Source organism: Erwinia wuhanensis, assembly GCF_030484085.1.
GTDB classification, from domain to species: domain Bacteria; phylum Pseudomonadota; class Gammaproteobacteria; order Enterobacterales; family Enterobacteriaceae; genus Erwinia; species Erwinia aeris.
Map to the genome: position 1 here is coordinate 116146 of NZ_JAUJUH010000004.1, position 18845 is coordinate 134990.

The window sequence follows — 18845 nt, forward strand, 5'->3', positions numbered from 1 at the left end:
TTACCCTACGTCTTTCAGTTCAAAATGGCCGTTTTCTAAATCCAGATCGGTGCGGAACAGAAACTCCAGCGGATAAGGCACGCACCAGAGCCGCCCTTTGATTTCAATCGACAGCATGTTGTGCAGGCTGAGCGAGCTGGTGTCTGATATGCAGCGCACCTGAAGCCCCGCCGGCAGAATGCGCGGCTCAAAGTACAAAATAGAGTTGGTGATTTTGCGCTGGATGTCGGCCAGTTCGATATCGGACATACGCTGTCCGGCCAGCGGCGCAACGCCAAAGTTATAAGCGGAGCGCTGCACGTGCGGAAACGGCGAAAGATCCTGCTGCGCTTCGTTGTTGATGCTGTTAAACAGCCACTGCAAATCACGCAGAACGTTACGCTTCAGCGTGGCGTGCGAAATCACGCGGCTGCCGGGGGCTTCCTGCGGCTTATCCGGCGCGTTGTCGGTCAGCCTGTCCAGCAGCGACGGCTGCATTTTATCGCGCGCCGTCATCGTCTCCCTGCCGCGCTGGCGAAAACCGCCGTGCAGCAAATCGCGACCGTCACTCATCGTCGGCTTCCGCTGCAAAGACAATATGCGCCAGGCTCAGCAGCGGAAAATCCTGCTCTTCGCTCAGCCAGGTTTTCTGACCGTGGCCGATAAACTGCTGGTCGTCCAGCGGCGTCCACTCGGTGACGGCGGCCAGCCGCAGGTTGTCTTCGGCCGTATCGGCAAACGGATAGCGCACCGGCAGCTGGCAAACCTGTTCGCTGCCGTCGATTAGCGTGACGGCCGTGTGCCGCCAGACCAGATCGGTGACGCTCGCCGGCGGCTGAAAACGCATTTCGCGCACGGCGGCGAACGGCAGCCAGGTGTAATGGCCGTTAACGATCAGCTCACAGATCGGGCCGAGCCGTCCGTCGCCGTCGATCAGCCATGCCACGGTCTGCGTCTGCTCGTCCTGCATGGTGACGCGGGCCGGGTTGGCCTGCGCCGCCGCAAAAGCCGCCGCGCGTAACTCATCGGCCTCTTCGGCATGTTCCTTACGCAGCGCCTTCAGTAACGCTTCCGCCCAGGCGAACGCCTCGCCGGGCATTCTCGGCATCGCCAGGCCTTCAAAGACCGCCGCTCGCTGGATTTCTGCCGTAATGGCCTGCTCCAGCAGCGTAACCGTGGGCTTTGCCTGCGGCTTTAAGGCCAGCCAGGATTTCAGCTGGGTTTTGGCGCGCGGCCAGTGGCCCGCCAGACAGAGCAGCTGTACGAAGGCGGCGCGCAGGTCGGCATCCGCCGGGCGGCTTTTGATATCGCTTTCGACGCGCGCCAGAGTTTCCAACAGCGTGGCGCCGGACATCAGTTGAGTCAGAGATTTCATAGCTTTCCTCGGGCACAGGGGTCAGTTAAGCGTCCGGTAAGCACCGGCGGCCGGATCTTTCAGCTGCGGATGGATTTCATCCACCAGCTTGACGATCACCGCGCCGTCGGCCAGATAGGGCGACCAGACCTTACGGACTTCGTCCAGGCGCGCCTTCAGGATACTTGCATCGCTGGCTTCCTGCTGGCTTATCGCCACCACCACGGTGCCGTCAGCCTGCCAGCCGTTCAGCGCGGGCGCGTAAGGCACGATCATCCAGCTCTGCGGCGAACGCTCGTCGCTCAGCACCATACGCTCGTTGTTGACGGTGGTGATCTGCGTATCGCGACCAATCGCTTTGCCGTTCAGCCCGGAAACCGGGAAACCCTGCACGAAGCTGACCTGACGGCTTTTGGCGCCGCCTTTGCCCAGCTGCGTTAGCTGGCTGTCGCCGCTGAGCCAGCCGTCGCTGCCGCAGGTCACGCCGCCTTTCGCAGGCACAAACAGCGCGCTGGCCTGGCTGGCGTTATTCCACCAGGTGCGGAAGTGGCAGCCGTCCAGCAGACTGAACTGGATCCACGGCGTGGTATCCGCCGGCGGCGATAGATCTTCTGCCTTAACCGGCGCGGCGGCTGGCGCGGTTTCTGTCGGTGCGGCCTGAACCGGCACGGTGGGTGTTGCCGCCTGTACCGGCGTGGCCGCTGGCGTTTGCGCCTCTATTTTGCTTTGCCAGCCCTGCGCTTTAGCGGCGCTGCCGTGCGCCAGCGCTTTGCCGTTGCTGTCGGTCAGCTGCCATTGAAACGTGGCTATTTTCGCGCAGCTGTGCGACATCAGGCCCGCGACCTGCGGCAGCAGCTCGTTTACCTTCGCCGGATCTTTATCACCGTTGGCCACGATGCGCAGCGCAACATCGCGCTTGCACCAGCTGGCAGGCTTCTGATCTTTAACGTTATCGAGCCAGACATCCATTTGCAGCGATTTAGCGGTGACGACGCGGTAATCCTGTGCCCAGGCACCGGATGCAATCAGCAGGGTGACACCCGTTAGCCAATATTTCATGTGGGTTAAAGCCTTATTTTAATCACGAAGAGGGAAAAACTGCGCTGCGGCTTCCAGCGAATGCAGCAGCGTGGTGTCCTGCGGATCGCCGACCCAGACGGCGACGGCGCTGTAATTGTCCTGGCTGGCGGCGGCCTGCCGCTCGTTTTTGCGGATAACCTGCTGCATCAGCGTCAGCCATTCGTCCGGCGTATTCACCATATGCAGCGACTCCTGCATGTTTTCCTGCGAAAGCCCGTGCCAGAACCCGTCGGTGCAAAGCAGGAAGGCGTCGCCGTCTTCGATCTCGACCACGTCGCTGTAGCTGGCGTCGCGCTCCTCATCGCCCATGCCGAGCGCAAAATAGAGCAGATTGCCGTTGATGCCTTCGGTCTGGTGACCGGCGTCCTTCATCTGCTGCACCAGGCTGTGATCGGTGGTGACGTGATAAAGGTAGCCGCGTCGGAACAGATAAAGGCGGCTGTCGCCCGCGTGCGCCCAGTAGGCCAGGTCGAAATCGCGATCGATAAACAAGCTCACCAGGGTGGTGCCCATGCGCTTATGGTCGCCGATCGCCTGCTGCTGGCGAATTGCGTGGTTGGCGTCGTTAACGTAGCGGCGAATACTTTGTGCGTCCAGGTGTCGCTCGCCGTCAAAGCGCTGGAGAATGGTATCGCGCGCCAGCGCCGCCGCGACGTCGCCGCCGGGCAGCCCCGCCACCCCGTCGCAGACCACGAAGCAGGCCGAGCGTTCGCCGATGCGCTCGCCGGTCTGATCCTGGTTGCTTTCGCGAGCGCCCTGGTGCGACATAGAGGCAATGGTGATATTCATCATTCTTCCGATCTGATTTGAGAATCTTTGTACTGGTTCACTTCCATGTCGTAGGCGTGCAGGAAGGCTTCGCCAAACAGCGTATGGAAGTCATCCTCAATTTCGCCCGCCGTTTCACCGTAGCGTTTGGCGAAGTGCTCCCACAGCGCGGCTTTACGGCTGTTGGGCAGCGACAGGCGAGAGATGGCGCCCTCTTCGCGCGCTTCTTCTTCCAGCTGCTGCGGGTTAAAGGATTGCAGCATCGAAGCGATAATCGCGCGGATCCCGGCGATCATGCCCAGCTGATGCGCCTGTAAATCGACCAGCGCATCGCGCACCGACTGCTTAGGCGGCATAAAACCCGGCATCCGGCTGCCGAACATCTGCATCAGCACCGATTTACCGGAAGGCAGCAGCTTAAACGGGTTGTTGGCCTCGTCGAGGATCACCGTCATTTCCGCTTTTACGCCGCGCTTGAGGATCGAGCGGGAGGAGAGCAGCGCCACCGTTCCCTGCGAGAACATGCTGAGCATTTGGCCCAGCTCCTGCATCGCGTCGCGGTCAAAGCGCGGCGTCGGCTGTAGATCGTTCAGCCCCATGCCGCCGATCAGCGCCTCCAGCAGCTCGCCGTCCAGCCGCTGACCGTCGCCGGAAGCGCTGTGCTGTTGCGAAGCCGTATTGGCGACCGGATCGATGCGCAGACGGCCTTTTGGCGGCGGCGTAGTGCTGCGCGCAACGGCCTGCGGCGTCGGCAGCGTGATGCCGCCGTACTCCTGCTGCGGCGGCCGCGCGGCGGCGGTGGGCTCGCTGAAATCGGCGTCGCTCGCCGGGTTTTCAGCAAAATGCGGAGGCTGGCTGCGATCCGTATCGCTTTGCGGCAGTTCAGCAAACAGCGGCGACTTGCTGAGATCGTCAGCGGCCTGCGGGTTTGTATCAAACAACGGTGACTTGCTGAGATCGTCAGCGGCCTGCGGGTTTTCGCCAAACAGCGGTGACTTGCTGAGATCGTCAGCGGCCTGCGGGTTTGTATCAAACAGCGGTGATTTACTGAGATCGTCAGCGGCCTGCGGGTTTTCGCCAAACAGCGGCGACTTGCTGAGATCGTCAGCCGTCTGCGGATTGCTTGTTGGCCTGCCGATCGTCTGCGGCTGGCTGTCCAGCGCCTTTGGTGCCGGCGGCACAAACGCAGTCTGTGGCCGCTTCTGCTGCGGTTCATCCACCGGCGTCAGCGGGACGGCGTTGCCCATCATCAGCCCCAGCGGATCGTCGCCGTCGGCGGGTGTGCTGTTGCCGCTGCCGAACAGCGCCATCGGATCCAGCTGCTGCTTTTTGTCCTGCTGCGGCTGCGTCAACGTGCCCGGCGTGCTGTCGTCAAAAATGCTTTGCCGATCGAACAGCGACTCGCTGCTGAACAGAGAGTCAGACGTGCGATCCCGACGATCCAGCTGCGGCGCTGGCTTATCGGCAAACTGCGCCAGCGGATCGACCGGGTTACGATCCTGCGCTTTTTCCGTCAGAGGATCCGATCCGGCTGGCGCGGGCCTGCTGCGGCTGGACAGGTTGTCGCTGATGGAAAATTCCTGCGCCAGGCTGTCCCAGATTTCACTGGGAATGGCGGCAGGCGCGCTTTCCTGCGGCGGCGCGGCCGGTCGGGCAACCGGCGCGGGTCTTGCCACGGGCTGCGCCGCCACGTTGAGTTCGCTGACCTGTAAACGGTACTCATCAATGCTAAGGATGTCGCCATCCTGCAAATCCACCTGCCGACCCCGCTCCAGCGGAATATCGTTCAGGTGCACCAGCGTCACGTTGCCGCGATTGGTAATGCGGCATTCGCCGTCGGCCGTGATATGCACAATGGCCTGCAGGCGGGAAATGGTGCGGTCATCGTCCGGCAGCACCAGGTTGTTGTCGGCGCCACGGCCGATAGTGCCGCCCGGCGGCAGAAAGTCGCAGCTGCTCTGCGGCGGCTGCTGGCCAGCTTTGGTCGCTATTATCGTAAATCGCATCACGTTTTCCTGCGTTGGATTTCGGCGTTCGGGCCGCGCCGGTAGACCCGGCGGGCGTTGAAACTGATTGCTGCCCGGCATGGATTGCGCTATCCCGACAGCTTTAAACAGGACGACGGTTTCGTCAGCGCATCGTGCCTTCGACGCTGTCTGTCACCTGGTCGCCCTTGCTGATATTCATTGTCCAGCGTTCAAAGTCATTGGTGATAAAGGTGTATGTATAATCAGCGTTTTCAAAAGCGTATCCGCGAAAATCGCAAACTTCCGGGCAGTGCACATTAACGGTTTTGCCCTGCAGCAATATGCCTTTCCCATTGAGCTTGCTTCTGGAGTCCAACGTGACGTCATTGCAGTCAACATTGCCTTCTTCGCACCAGGCCGTAATACGGGCCAGATATTTTTTGCTGTCAAAGGTGGCCGTATTGGCAGGATGCGCCGCATAAAAGCGACGAATTTTCGGCACGCTGTCTATTGACGCATTATTCACTCTTTGCGACAGCGCATTATCGACCAGCAGCGAGCGGGACTGGGGATCGTACGCCAGCACCACCGCAACCAGCGAGGTTTCTACCAGCGTGGTGGCGGTATAAATCACAGCGATTTTCACCTCACGGTCGCCAGGCGAGGAAATTACGCCCACGCCTTTCACGTCTTCGCACGCTTCGCCGTCAAAACGATTGAAGCCAATGGTCGGCACCAGGTTTGTCAGGCTTTCACCATCGCGCGACCAGCCAATAAAGCAGGCGTTCATATCGGCCCGCAGCAGACCTTTGCCCGGCACCATCACGCCCAGTAAATGGCCGCTATCCCGTACGGCAAAGGTCTGCTGGCCGAACGGCTCTGCGCCAGCGATATCCAGCGACAGGGCTTTTTGCGCCAGTTCAGGCGCAAACGTATCCGCATCTGCCGTGACCAGATGCGGGCTGGCGACGGCGATGTTGGTTAATAAGGCAAGAGAGAGTAAAAGGCGTTTCATGCTGAGTTCCGGTAAAAAATTAAGGCATAGCGATATATAAATTATTGCTTTGATGTATTAAATACATGACCAGTCAGGCGATTACGCTAAACAGATAGTTATCACCTTAATCTAATTTTTAGCGCAGTATCTTTCTGCTCAGGCAACCTACGTAAGAAAACCACATGTGGCTTAAATTTATATTTTTATAGCGGATCAAGGTGAAGAGAGAACATTCACCGACATTTATTCGGCAGGTGGTAAAAAGGTGAAATCGCCCTCTGCCGGATCGTCTTTATCGCTGATCATCTGCCTGGTTTTCTGATCGACATAAACGCTGAATAATCTGTGCTGCGTCTCGGGATCGCCCGGACAATCGCCGCCGTGCTTTTCCACTACGTCGATCAGATCCAGACCAGGTTCAGCGTCTGCCGTTAGCAGGTAGTTAACGCAGTTGGCGTCCGTCACCAGCTTGTTTTTCTCAACGGTATTTTCAACCTGTATAACTGCTGACTCCGCTGTGCTGGTGGCCGTGGCGTAAAAACTTATCCCTGGAAAGAGAACAAAAAGAGTTAGTTTTAAGATTTTCATTATTTTTAATATTCTATCCTGCTGCTTCTGGTCGTAGTCTGTCAGACAGCATGTTTTGCCTTAAAAACGATAGTCTTATAACCTGAAAGCTGAGAATGAAATTCATACTCACTATAATAGCTATCAACTTTTTCAGGTATTCAGAACGTTAATTATTAAACCTTGCAATAAATGCATGATTTGAAATGCTGGCGGGCGTTTATAGCGCCAACTAAACACCCATTTTGCTGGTAATAAAAACACAAGCCAAGAAAGAAATTGTTATTAAAATTTGAACCTTAAATATATTATAAAATGAACTAATCCAGCGCAGATCATTATCAGCGTTTTTAACAAGATACGTTCTGGCCTGATAATCAAGATAGCGTCCATCCTTAACCTTAACGCGCTTTCCCTTTAATAACATATTTAAAATAGAAATTTTAAATCCAAACCCCCAAAACCCTAAAGAATCATAAAAAGCATAATCCTCATTAGTGAGGTGACCTTTATTTATCAACAACTGGAATGAACTTTCTAATTTATTTGAATTTCTCTTATAAAAAAATAAAGATAAAAAAGAGAACTAACGAGAAAGATAAAAAGCGTAACTTCCATGCATATTAGAAAATAAAGCCAGTCCATTTTATTCCCCTTTATAAAGGAGGTAGTTAATGCCATCACCCATAGTGCCAGCTGCTTTATCACCAATATAGCCACCGGCCATACCACCAGCGGTCGCCGCTACAATACCGCAAACCAGCCCGCCAACACCCGCTGTAGCAGCGCCTGTCGCAAGACAAGCTGGTGCCGCTGCAACTGTAGCGCCACAGCCACCAGCGATTCCGCCTACCGTACTTACCGAAAATTTACTGTAGTTTTTTACGCTTGACCTTCCATTTTTTCGATTAGTCAGACAGGCAATCTTTTCAAAGAGGAGATTGCAATACCATTAAGATTATTTACTCTCTTTGGTATTCCAGCCAGCGCCTTTACCGCCGAAAGCTGCCTGCCTGCGGTAACGTCATTATCTACACCAGCGTATTGATGGGGAATGGTCGTAGCGGGATCAATACGACAAATTAATCATAAGGTATTTCTTTGAGTTCTTTGCTTCTTTGCTCATCAAGCTTTGCAATGCAATTATTAGTAAATACTGCATAAGGATTACTATTTTCTGCGGCGACATGTGCAAACATTTTACACTGATTGTCACGATATTTTAGCCAGCCACGCTGAGCTTCCAGAAACACAGGAAGATAATTTTTCTTTACTTCTGGCTCGTCAGAAAAAGTTGCCTCAATACGTTTTTTTGCTTCTGAATATTCTTTATTTAAGCTCTTTTCAGCTACGGCGCGGTTATTTTCAGCACAGGTAAAAACTTCAGGATCGCTGGTCTTTTTTGAACAGTCTTCCATCGCAAGGGCAGAACCACTCAATGCCAGCAAGCCAATCGCTGCAACAGCTAACGCTTTCTTTTTCATATCATTTCCTAATTATCTGTTTTTTCTCAGGTAGTTAGCCCTTTGACGGCCACCCTCATAACTTTGCACCTGAGCGTTGGTTTCAATAAAATTAATCAACGTGTCGTAGTCATTGGACATGCAGGCTTTCATTGTCCTTTCAAAACCCAAACCCTGATAGACAAAATCCACTGCAATTTCTCTGATTGGGTTTTTTAACGCTTCCCAACTGGTTCGTTCAGGAAAATTAGCGGTTTTGCTCAGGTAAACAGCTTTTGCCCTGGACACATAATTTGGATATATCAACTCAAACAAGCGAGCCTGTGCTTCTCGTGAAATGATGCCACATTCGTTCCGATGGTTGTTAACGAAGCGTTCAGCCGTTACGCCAGTTAACTTTCTTCCCTGCGACATTAGCTCTGCCTGATCGGCGGGTACGCCCGCCCGGGTCAAATCAAGGAAAATCGTCTCTTGAGTACGACCGCCCATATCGTAGCCCCGGCCAATAGTTACACCAGAAACGCCTTTAGGCCAATGCAGATGACGGCTGAAGTAGCTGCTATGGGGATTATCATTTCCTTCAGCGTTAAATGTCACCTGGCCAGCACTGACGGTCAAACGACCAGAATTCAAATGTCGGTTTTCCTGCGGATCCCCGGATGGTGACCCTTGTGAGTTTCCGGCTAACAATTTCCTGAAAGTTCTGCCGTTTGCATCGACTACGCCATCAGGGTGTTTAAGAAACTTTGCCTGATAGCTTTTGATTGCATCAAGCGTTTTTGGCCCAAACACACCATCGGCCCGCAGGTTATTAAATCCATTTTTTTGCAATAGCTGTTGGATCAGTTTTACATCATTGGGGTTATTTTTTGCCCCCTGACCAACAGAAAAAGAGATACCCATCAAAATCTCCTTATTTAATTTTGATATTATCAAGGCACCCTATGAGGTAATTGAATGATATCAAGTGATAAAAGCAATTTCCCCGCAAGGAAATTGCTTCAATAGCATTAAGCTTCTTTATTTTCTTTGATATTCCAGCCAGCGCTGCTTTCTGCGCCTTTACCGCCGGAAGAACTCTGCTCCCAGTACTGCTGCTTCACTTTGGAAGCCTGGAAGGAGTAGCTCATGCCTACGGTGTCGCCGTTATCAGCACCAACGTACTGCACGTTAGTCACCAGCACGTCTTCCAGCGTAATGCGGGTGTATTCAACCTGAGTGCCGCCAGCTTTGCATACGGACAGCTCAACTTTGGCGATGTGCTTGCCGCTTGCACAGTTCTTCAGCAGCGCGGTGGTGGACTTGTCGATCAGCGCTTCAACGTGCAGGTCGTTAAAGTTAACTTTACCGGCACCGCCGCCGCCGCCAACAGACATATTGCCCGGCTGAGAGGCGCCCCAGGAGAAAGAAGTGATATCGGTCCAGCCTTTGTGGTTAGAGTCTTTCGACTCGCCGGTTACACCGTCTACCTTCATAAACATATCAATAGCCATTATTTTCTACTCTTTTTTGATGGACAATTTTGCTTTTGACAAAGCAGCGACAGACAAAAAGGCATGCTTTTTGTCTTTTTTCCGACGATCTTGCAGCCGACCGTACAGAAATCTTTTAACCCGTCGCCAGGACGTAAATTTATTTTTTCCGGGAAGAGGAAATCACAGCGGAATAAATTAAATTTACAGATAGCATTGGCAGATATAAATTAGAGACTTATCACATGGCGCTTCACTTAAAAGGTCAGCGTTAAATAATGAAAAAAACTTTTTTGTCATTACTCAGCGTTATTTTTTTAGCGCTGTCCATCTATGCTCTGTTCACGCTTGCCAGCGGCATCTGGCTGGTAGCCCGCTATGAAAATTTTGATATAAACGCCTCAGGCTTTCTTTCGGGTGAACTGCTGTTCACCGCGCTCTGCCTGGGCTTCTGTTTTTTGATAAGGAAAGCGGCCAAAAAAGCACGTTGACCGCTTTAGCTTTAATTAATCAGCTTATAAAGGGAGCCGCCTTACCTTCCGCCAGCATCCAGCGGTAAGCTCTCCCTTCAGCCTTTAAGCATCATCGCTTTTCAGCGAAGGCAGCTTAGAGACCAGACGCAGCGACACGGTCAGGCCTTCCAGCTGGTAGTGCGGACGCAGGAAGAATTTTGCGGCGTAATAGCCCGGATTATCTTCCAGCTCTTCCACCAGCACCTCGGCGGAAGCCAGCGGCTTGCGGGATTTGGTTTCCTGCGAGGAGTTGGCCGGATCGCCATCCACGTAGTTCATCACCCAGTCGTTCAGCCAGCGCTCCATCTCTTCGCGCTCGCGGAAGGAACCGATCTTGTCGCGCACGATGCACTTCAGATAATGCGCAAAGCGGCAGCAGGCAAACAGGTACGGCAGGCGCGCGGCCAGACGTGCGTTGGCGGTGGCGTCCGGATCGTGATACTCGGTCGGCTTCTGCAACGACTGCGCGCCGATAAAGGCGGCGAAATCGGAGTTTTTGCGGTGTACCAGCGGCATAAAGCCATTTTTCGCCAGCTCGGCCTCGCGACGGTCGCTGATGGCGATTTCGGTCGGGCACTTCATGTCCACGCCGCCGTCGTCGCTCGGGAAAGTGTGGCAAGGCAGATTTTCCACCGCGCCGCCGGATTCCACGCCACGGATCGCCGTACACCAGCCAAACTCTTTGAAAGAGCGATTGATGTTGGCCGCCATTGCGTAAGCGGCGTTCGCCCAGGTGTAGTTGCCGTGGTTCGCGCCCTCGGTTTCTTCCTCAAAGTCGAAGCTGTCGACCGGGTTGCTGCGGATGCCGTAAGGCAGACGCGACAGGAAGCGCGGCATCACCAGGCCCAGGTAGCGCGCATCTTCCGATTCACGCAGGCTGCGCCAGGCAGCATACTCGCTGTTCTGGAAGATTTTGGTCAGGTCGCGCGGGTTCGCCAGCTCCTGCCAGGACTCCATCTGCATCACTTCCGGCGCGGTGCCGGTGATAAACGGACAGTGCGAAGCCGCGCCGATACGCGCCATCTCGCCCAGCAGCTCCACGTCCTGCGGGCTGTGATCGAAGTAGTAGTCGCCTACCAGGCAGCCGAACGGCTCGCCGCCGAACTGACCATACTCTTCTTCGTAGATTTTCTTGAAGATCGGGCTTTGATCCCAGCCAACGCCTTTGTAGCGCTTCAGCGTGCGGCCCAGCTCTTTCTTCGAGATGCTCATAAAGCGGATTTTCAGCATCTCGTCGGTTTCGGTGTTATTCACCAGATGGCTCAGGCCGCGCCAGGCGCCTTCCAGCTGCTGGAAATCTTCGTGATGAATAATCTGGTTGACCTGCTTAGACAGCTTCTCGTCAATCTCGGCAATCAGCGCCTGAATGGTACGGTAAGCGTCGTCAGAAGCGGTAACGGTGTTTTCCAGCGCCTGCTGCGCCAGGGTTTTCACCGCGCTTTCCACCGCCGTGCGCGCAGAGTCGGTTTTCGGGCGGAACTCTTTGTTCAGCAGCGAGCTGAATTCATCCTGGCTCCAGGCCTGCTGGCCCTGCTGCTCAAGCTGGGAAGGATTGGTCATTACTGCTCTCCTTCTTTAGCCGCGTCATCCTGCTTTGGCAGGTGGCTGAGAGATTGCAGCAGCGTCGGATCCTTGAGGATTTTGGCAATCAGCTCTTCCGCGCCGTTTTTGCCGTCCATATAGGTCAGCAGGTTGGAAAGCTGGGTACGCGCATCCAGCAGCTTGTTCAGCGGCTCGACGTTGCGTGCCACCGCGTCCGGCGAAAAATCTTCCATGCTGTTGAAGGTCAGATCGATGTTCAGATTGCCTTCGCCGGTCAGCGTGTTTTGCGCCTGGAAAGCCACGCGCGGCTTCAGCGCCTTCATGCGCTCGTCAAAGTTATCGACGTCGATATCCATAAATTTGCGTTCGTCGACCGACGGCAGGTTATCGACCGGCTTGCCGACCAGATCGGCCATCACGCCCATCACAAAAGGCAGTTCGATTTTGCGTTCTGCGCCGTAGATCTCCACGTCATACTCGATCTGTACGCGCGGCGCGCGGTTACGGGCGATAAATTTCTGCCCGCTGGATTTACTAGCCATAATGTTCTCCATTGGTATGCGCGATTAGTCAGGACGCCTCAGTCGTGACGCCCGAAAATGTTTTCCAGCTGATGCACGCCGTCCGGCGCCAGGTCGCGGATAATGCTCATAAAGTCCATCTCGATCATGCGCTGTACGCGGTCGATCATCAGCGGCGCCGGATGGCTGGGTTCGTGCTGCACAAAATACTGTTTCACCTTTTCCAGCATCAGCTGCGCATCGGCGCGCGATGCGGGCTGCACGCTGCGCCAGTCGGTCTGCGTCGTCCTGGCCGGTTGCTGCGTCGGGGCGCTTTCCGCCTCTTCGCTGGCGGCCTGCGGGAGCAGAGCGCTGACGTCGGTCATTTCACAGGCCTGCGCGACGGTATTGACCGTTTTCAACAGCTGCGCCATTTCCGGCACGCCGCTTTCGCCCAGGTGCTCCATCAGCGTTTCACGAATGGTTTGTAACCGCTCACTTATGCTGCGAATAGCGACAATGCCCGGTTGTTCGCTCCGGGCCAGCTCGTCCAGCAGCCTTGCGCGACCGCCGGGAAACTCGTCGCACTCGCTTTTGCTGCCGTCCAGCAGCGCACAGGCGTCGCGCAGAGAAAGCTGATCGGCGGCGTTACGCAGCAGCAGCGACTGGCGCAAAGCCGTAGTAAGCGCTGACTTATCACCTAAAGCCGCCAGCGCGTTGATGCGGTAAAAGGGATCGTAGTCGCCGTCTTCGGTCAGTACCGGCCACAGTGGCTCCCAGTAGAGCAGCAGCGACTGCTTGATCAGCTGTAAGCCGTCGGCGTAGCCGCTTAAGCCTCGCAGCTGGGTCCAGGCCTGGGTCAGCGCCAGCATCACGCGCAGATCTTTGCTGCGCGTCAGCAGGCTGCCCGCCAGCTTCGCCACCTTGTTCCAGTCCGCCGGTTCAGCGGGAATGATGGTGTCGCCAAACTGCTGCTCGGCTTTGCCCGCGCTGGCCTGCTCCATCGCCATATAGTCGGCGTCATATTCCAGGTTTTCCCCGCACGGCCGATCGCTGCTGATGGGGGCTAGTAGCTCGTCAAGATTCATGGCAGTTCCTTACTCGAACATCGGCGGATAAAGACCGTGGCGGCCAGGCTTTGCGCCAGCGGCCGGATCGAACAGCATCGAAAACAGCTGGCCGGTGAAGTTGCCGCTGTGCACGTGGGTATAAAGCGGCTTGCCGTCGGCCTGATTCGTCCACCAGAAGCTGGTGTAGTGCTGCGGATCGAAACAGTCGGAAGCGCGTCGCCAGCTCAGCGTCACCCTCTGTTCCTGATAGCCGATAGCGTCAAGAATGGCCGACTGCTGCGGCTGCGGCAGGTTCAGCGCCAGCAGCGCGCCGTCGAGCTGTGCCGACGACCAACCTTCACGTACGGCGTTCAGCAGGATGCGGCCCAGCTGCTGATACCAGTCGCCCGCCAGCGCCAGCTGCGCCTGCGTCCAGCTCTGCGGCGAAAAGGTTATCAGCGCGCAAAGCGGATAAAGCCGGCCAACGCTGTCGCGCGAGGGCACCAGGCAGCCCATCTGGATCTGCTGGCTGCCCAGCATCGGCGGCACCACAAAGTTCCAGACCGGCGCATCGGCAAACTGCCGTTCGCTCTCGGTGTTTTCCTGGCGATGCAGCAGCCCGACCTGAAACCAGTGCGACCACTGCGCCAGCAGCGCGTCCGGGAAACGACGCTTTAAAAAATCGCCGCCGCTCGGCAGCTTTCCATACCAGCAGAGTGCGGGCGTCTGACTCATGTTGTTCTCCCGGCTCATGGGCAGGCGAAACCGGGCAGCTGGAACGGGTTACGAATGCTGTTCGGCGTAAATTCCAGCGTCACGTGGTGGCCGCTGACGTTAAAAGAGGCCTGACGGCTAAGGCTGCTACCGCCTGCGGAGAGCTGCGCGCGGTCGAAGAACCGGTTCAGCGCCCAGGCGCCGTTGGTGACCAGCGTTGCCGTGGTGCCGTTGGCGAGGCCAAGCTGCATGCGCACCTGGCTGGTGCCGCCGGGGCCGGGCCAGCTCATCAGCTGTACCGCCTGCGGGCCGTGGCTGTATTGCAGCAGCTGCCCGTCCACATCCAGCGTCATGGTCAGAATATCGTTATCCATCTGGCCGGTGCGCACCGTCACGCGGTAAGAAGGCGTGGTCGCGCCGTTGGCGAAAAAGGCGTCGCGAATGCTCTGCGCCTGCTGAAAAGGCCGCAGCACGCTTTCGCCGCCCGGCAGCGTTTTGCCGTCAATGCCGGGCATAAAGCGCCAGCTGGCCTGGGTGGTATCAACCTTGTTTGCCAGGTTGTCGCGGAAAAAGCTGTCCATCAGCCCGCTGCCCGGCGCGAACATGCGCGCCAGATCGTCCGGCGTCACTTCCGCCCGTGCCGAATGCGAAAGCGGATAGCGTCCGGCAATCGCCTGGCGACAGAAGCTGCCGACCTCAACGTTGATGCGCTTGCGGATATTGTCTAAATCGCGGCGCTGCGTATCGCTGCTGGCGCCCACCGCCATGCTGGTAAACATGGTCTGCAACGAGCCGGGTAACCGCCCTGCGCTGGCCTGCAAACGGCTGATGGCTTCGCCGGTCGGCGGCGGCATTCCGCTGTTGGCCGCGTCCTGCACGGCGGTGAGGTAACGATAGAGATCGTCAATCTGATGCAGGAAATCGTCAAAGGCGATGGTTTTACCCCCCTTCTCCAGCGGCTGCGCCAGCTCGGTAACAGGAGCAAAGTGAGCGGTTACTGACTGCTCCGGCGTCTGCTGCTGCTGGCTGGCTGCCGTGGCCGCCTGACGCGCGTGGAACAGCGCATCCAGCGTGCTGCTGGCGCTCTCCTTGCTCGCCTCTTCCTTGCCTGCTTCCGGCGCGGCCTTATCCAGTACCAGATAGTGACTGAGATTAATCACCAGCTTGCGCAGCGGCGAGTTATTGCCGGAAAGCAGACGTGCCGCGTTAATGCGCTGCGACAGATCCGCGCTGTTGTTCAGCTGGATATCCTGCAACAGCCCGTCCCACTGGCGCATATAGTCGCTCATATAGCGCTGGCGCACGGCGTAATCGATCTGCTGCTGCGTTTCGCTCTGCACCGTCTCGCTCAGCACCCAGCGATCGTCGTCGTGCAGCGATTTGGTGACGGCAGCGATATTTTTATCAAAGCTGTTCCAGTAGCCCTCTGGCGTAAACAGGCCCGGAATGCCTTCGCTAATCGCCTTGCCGCTTTTGCGGGAAAAGACCAGCTCGCTCTGCGGGCCGCCCATCAGCGCCAGGGAAACCGGCTTGAGGCTGTCGTCCCGCTCCAGCAGACGCTTCAGTCGACCGTAGACGCGCTGCGACAGCGGCATCTGATTGATGAGCGCCTGCTCGCGCTTTACCAGGGCGTCATCCTTTGCGTAAGGCGACGCCTGGATCTGCGTCTCCAGCAGCTGCGCCAGATGCCAGTCGAGCTGTTTGATCTGCGCTTGGGTGACGTTCTGCGGCTGGCTGCGCGCGATATTCAGCATTACCCAGGCATGCAGGAACTTGCCGTCGTAGTGCTTCGGCTGATAGAGCATCTGATAAGCCTTCAGCGCTTCATAGCTGTAGTCCGCGTCGCTGCCGTTATCCGCGCGCAGCCAGCTGGTAATAAGCTGCGCTACCTGCGGCATCACCAGCTGCTTCAGCGCTTTCTGGTAAAGCGCCTGGGTGGCGTCGCTGACCTCTTCGCCACGGTACAGCCCCATGCGGCGCGTAATCGGCGGATCGTTAAGGTCAAAATCGGCGCTGTCCGGCAGATGCAGCACGCCGTTCAGGTAAGGCAGCAGCGACCAGAGATCGGCCGTCTGCAAATTCTGGCCCAGCGCGTTGATTTCCGGCACCTTCGCCTGCACTTCCGCCAGCCAGGCCTTGTTGTTGCGGTAGCTTGTGCTCCACAGCAGCGTGGCGACGATCAGCGCACCCAGCAGCAGCACGTAGCCAGACCAGAGCACCGCGCGGTTACGCAGCTCCCACCAGCGGTTGCTGCCCGCCAGGCCCGCTTCCTGAAAGATCACGTTCTGCAGCAGATCCTTTAAGAAGAAGCTCTGACCTTTGTTGCCGGGAATAGGCGCGGCCTTATCCACCTTATCCCAGGCGCCGCTGTTGCCGCTGTCGGACTCTGGCAGCTGAAGCGTGCGGCTCAGCTCGCCCATTACCCGGTCAAACGGCAGGCCTTCCTGGGTGCCGCTGGCGAAGTAGATGCCGCGCGGCGAAAACTGCGTTTCGAAGTTGGAACGGCTGAATACCGTCTCCAGATAGTCGTTAAGCAGCGGACGCAGCGCCGCGAACTCCTGCGGGAACAGATAGCTTTCCGCACGGGTTTGGGCATCGCTTTCCTGGATCAGCGTATCCGGCAGGCCCGCGTCCAGCCGCTGTTGCAGCAGCGCGTATTCCTGCGTGAAAGCGCCGGGCAGATCGAAATCGGCCTGTTTCGCACGCTCCCACGGAAAGGTGAAGCCCCAGACCTGATCGCGCTGCGCCTTATCGAACTTGCTGAAATAGGCGTTAAAGCCTTTCAGCAGATCGGTTTTGGTTACCAGCACGTAAACCGGAAAGCGAATGCCCAGCTGTTCGTGCAGCTCCATCAAGCGCTGGCGCAGCGACAGCGCCTGCTGACGCGAGGCTTCCGCAGACTGGGTCATCAGATCAGAGACGCTGACGGTGACGATCACGCCGTTGACCGGCTGGCGCCCGCGATACTTGCGCAGCAGATCGATAAATTTGCTCCACTCGCTGGCGTCCTGCTGCCGCTCGCTCTCCTGCGTGGTGTAGCGGCCCGCCGTATCCAGCAGCACCGCCTCGTTGGTAAACCACCAGTCGCAGTTGCGCGTGCCGCCGATACCGCGCAGCGCGGCTTTGCCGAAGCGGTCGGCCAGCGGAAATTGCAGGCCGGAATTCGCCAGCGCGGTGGTTTTCCCCGCGCCGGGCGCGCCGATAATCACATACCACGGCAGCTGGTAAAGATACTGACGGCTGAAGCGCTGCGTCCAGCGACGGTTGCCCGCGCGGCTGAAATGCGCTTTTTTCAACAGCTCGGCGGCTTCGGTAAAGCGCTCCGCCAGCACGCGATCTTCGCTGGTCAAACGCTTGACGTTCGGATCGTCCTCCTCCGTGGCCGGATTCAAACTGCCCATCAGCTTGCGGTTCAGCCAGGCGTTGTAAAGACGCGGCACCACGTTGCTCAGGCCCCAGGCGATATAAAGCAGCGCGATACTGATCTGGCGATTGACTTCCGGCTCCAGCGGCCGCGAGTCGACGATAGAGAAAACCGGCCCGATCACCCAGATAATGAATGACAGCGCGGTAATGCCGAGAAAGCCCCACATCAGCCGGTTGGTCATAATGGCAAACAGAATATTCATCATCCGTTAATTTCCTTGCTGCGACGTCAGTTCCGCGCGGGTGTTGTCAGGGGAAACCAGCAGCGTGATATCCACACGGCGATTGCGCGCCCGGTTGGCGGCGGTGGTGTTCGGTACCAGCGGATTGGTTTCACCGCGCCCTTCCGCCTTCACGCGCGCGGGCTGGCTCAGCGTCTGCTGTAGCCGTTCCTGCACCGATTTCGCTCTTGCCAGCGACAGCTCGTAATTAGAGGCGAAGCGGGCGCTGCGGATCGGCACGTTGTCGCTGTAGCCAATCACCAGAATGCGGCCGCTGACGTTGTTCATCGCCTGAGCAATGCGATCCAGCACCTCTTCATAGCGGCCGCGCACGGTTGTGGAGCCGGAGGTAAACAGGCCATCGCCTTTCAGCGTCACCACGCTTTGATCCGCTTCGTCTTTCACCGACACCAGCCCCTCGTCGATTTCCGGCTTCAGGAAGGCTTTCAGGTTCAGCGCAGCGGGCGCGGGCGGCGCGGGATTGTGAATGGTTACTTCCGGCAGCGAGGTCTGATAGACCGAGGCCAGCACCGGACTGGTCGCATCGCTCAGCCGCCAGTTCAGCAGAATGTAGAGCAGACAGGCCAGCAGGCCCACCAGCGCGGCGCAGGCCCACAGCGGCACAACCGGACGCCACAGCCTGCGCGTGACCGGATGATCTTCCGGATGTGGCGACAGCGGCGGCGGATAGCCGCCACGCACCGAACGGATCATTTGCAGCAGGCGGCTTTTGATCGTCTCCAGCTGCGAACGGCCGTTATCCAGCACGCGATAGCGCCCTTCAAATCCCAGCTGCAGGCAGTAGTTAATCAGCTCCAGCAGCGCAATCTGTTCGCGCGGATTCTGCGACAGCTTGGCCAGCAGCTGGAAAAACTTCTCGCCGCCCCAGGTTTCATTATGAAAGGTCACCAGCAGGCCCTGCCCCGGCCAGGCGGCGCTGCCCCACGGCGTCAGCGCCGCCGCTTCGTCGATAGCAGTGCACAGGCAGTAGCGCGCGCCAATAATCACCTCGTAAGGCAGCCCGGCGCGCTGGCAGTGCATTTCAAACTGGCGGATTTCATCGATCAGACGCTGGCGCAGACCGCCAGGATCGGCGTGCGTCACCGAGTGGCGGATCTGCGGGATTGCATTCAGTAGGGGATTTGCCGCCGCAACCAGCGGGTTAACGCTGCTCGCGCCCGAAAAAATGTCGCCCTGTGCGGCGGCCTGTCGTTGCTGCATGTCTCTTGCTCCT

18 protein-coding genes are annotated in these 18845 nt (G+C 57.2%); 1 reads left to right on the forward strand and 17 read right to left on the reverse strand.

All coding sequences use genetic code 11. The features are described 5' to 3' along the window. From tssE to QZH36_RS11060, 11 genes are all read right to left on the reverse strand, one after another. Entirely contained in the window at window positions 1-552 is a 552-nt protein-coding gene (gene tssE, locus QZH36_RS11010; protein ID WP_125290453.1) for a type VI secretion system baseplate subunit TssE, read from the reverse strand. Next, entirely contained in the window at window positions 545-1354 is an 810-nt protein-coding gene (locus tag QZH36_RS11015; protein ID WP_253455488.1) for a type VI secretion system accessory protein TagJ, read from the reverse strand. Before QZH36_RS11015 ends, tssE begins: the two co-directional genes overlap by 8 nt. Window positions 1355-1375: 21 nt before the next feature. After that, window positions 1376-2392: a hypothetical protein gene (locus QZH36_RS11020; protein ID WP_301730211.1), complete on the reverse strand. Its 1017-nt coding sequence runs from the start codon at window positions 2390-2392 to the stop codon at window positions 1376-1378. Window positions 2393-2410: 18 nt separating this feature from the next. Beyond that, on the reverse strand, window positions 2411-3202 hold the full coding sequence (locus QZH36_RS11025) for a PP2C family protein-serine/threonine phosphatase (RefSeq protein WP_301730212.1): 792 nt from the start codon (window positions 3200-3202) through the stop codon (window positions 2411-2413). Further along, window positions 3202-5187: a type VI secretion system-associated FHA domain protein TagH gene (gene tagH / locus QZH36_RS11030; protein WP_301730213.1), complete on the reverse strand. Its 1986-nt coding sequence runs from the start codon at window positions 5185-5187 to the stop codon at window positions 3202-3204. The genes QZH36_RS11025 and tagH overlap by 1 nt, the downstream gene beginning before the upstream one ends. 124 nt (window positions 5188-5311) lie before the next feature. After that, window positions 5312-6163, reverse strand: a complete 852-nt coding sequence (locus QZH36_RS11035; RefSeq protein WP_301730214.1) for a hypothetical protein — start codon at window positions 6161-6163, stop codon at window positions 5312-5314. A 225-nt stretch (window positions 6164-6388) separates the two neighbouring features. Beyond that, on the reverse strand, window positions 6389-6733 hold the full coding sequence (locus QZH36_RS11040) for a hypothetical protein (RefSeq protein WP_301253421.1): 345 nt from the start codon (window positions 6731-6733) through the stop codon (window positions 6389-6391). A 211-nt stretch (window positions 6734-6944) separates the two neighbouring features. Next, on the reverse strand, window positions 6945-7235 hold the full coding sequence (locus QZH36_RS11045; RefSeq protein ID WP_301730215.1) for a hypothetical protein: 291 nt from the start codon (window positions 7233-7235) through the stop codon (window positions 6945-6947). Between the two features lie 559 nt (window positions 7236-7794). Continuing rightward, window positions 7795-8196 (reverse strand): lysozyme inhibitor LprI family protein, encoded by a 402-nt coding sequence (locus QZH36_RS11050; RefSeq protein ID WP_301730216.1) that lies wholly within the window; start codon window positions 8194-8196, stop codon window positions 7795-7797. A 12-nt stretch (window positions 8197-8208) separates the two neighbouring features. Then, window positions 8209-9078: a DUF8812 domain-containing protein gene (locus tag QZH36_RS11055; protein WP_253455504.1), complete on the reverse strand. Its 870-nt coding sequence runs from the start codon at window positions 9076-9078 to the stop codon at window positions 8209-8211. A 107-nt stretch (window positions 9079-9185) separates the two neighbouring features. Beyond that, window positions 9186-9668: an Hcp family type VI secretion system effector gene (locus QZH36_RS11060; RefSeq protein WP_253455505.1), complete on the reverse strand. Its 483-nt coding sequence runs from the start codon at window positions 9666-9668 to the stop codon at window positions 9186-9188. A gap of 257 nt (window positions 9669-9925) precedes the next feature. On the opposite strand from QZH36_RS11060, the gene QZH36_RS11065 reads away from it, so the two are divergent. After that, a complete protein-coding gene (locus QZH36_RS11065) occupies window positions 9926-10138 on the forward strand; it encodes a hypothetical protein (protein ID WP_253455506.1) in 213 nt (70 codons plus the stop codon). Between the two features lie 84 nt (window positions 10139-10222). Here the strand turns inward: QZH36_RS11065 and tssC are convergent, their stop codons facing one another. From tssC to QZH36_RS11095, 6 genes are read right to left on the reverse strand one after another with little or no spacing between them, the layout of a single operon-like run. Further along, on the reverse strand, window positions 10223-11719 hold the full coding sequence (gene tssC, locus QZH36_RS11070; RefSeq protein WP_253455508.1) for a type VI secretion system contractile sheath large subunit: 1497 nt from the start codon (window positions 11717-11719) through the stop codon (window positions 10223-10225). Further along, window positions 11719-12255, reverse strand: coding sequence for a type VI secretion system contractile sheath small subunit (tssB, locus tag QZH36_RS11075; RefSeq protein ID WP_253455511.1), 537 nt, complete (start codon window positions 12253-12255; stop codon window positions 11719-11721). Before tssB ends, tssC begins: the two co-directional genes overlap by 1 nt. Before the next feature lie 26 nt (window positions 12256-12281). After that, a complete protein-coding gene (tssA, locus tag QZH36_RS11080; RefSeq protein WP_301253426.1) occupies window positions 12282-13289 on the reverse strand; it encodes a type VI secretion system protein TssA in 1008 nt (335 codons plus the stop codon). A 9-nt stretch (window positions 13290-13298) separates the two neighbouring features. Beyond that, window positions 13299-13985, reverse strand: a complete 687-nt coding sequence (gene tagF, locus QZH36_RS11085; RefSeq protein ID WP_301730218.1) for a type VI secretion system-associated protein TagF — start codon at window positions 13983-13985, stop codon at window positions 13299-13301. A gap of 14 nt (window positions 13986-13999) precedes the next feature. After that, complete coding sequence (tssM, locus tag QZH36_RS11090; RefSeq protein ID WP_301730219.1) at window positions 14000-17596, reverse strand: type VI secretion system membrane subunit TssM; 3597 nt, start codon at window positions 17594-17596, stop codon at window positions 14000-14002. A gap of 3 nt (window positions 17597-17599) precedes the next feature. Further along, complete coding sequence (locus tag QZH36_RS11095; protein WP_253455519.1) at window positions 17600-18832, reverse strand: DotU family type VI secretion system protein; 1233 nt, start codon at window positions 18830-18832, stop codon at window positions 17600-17602. Between the last annotated feature and the right edge of the window lie 13 nt (window positions 18833-18845).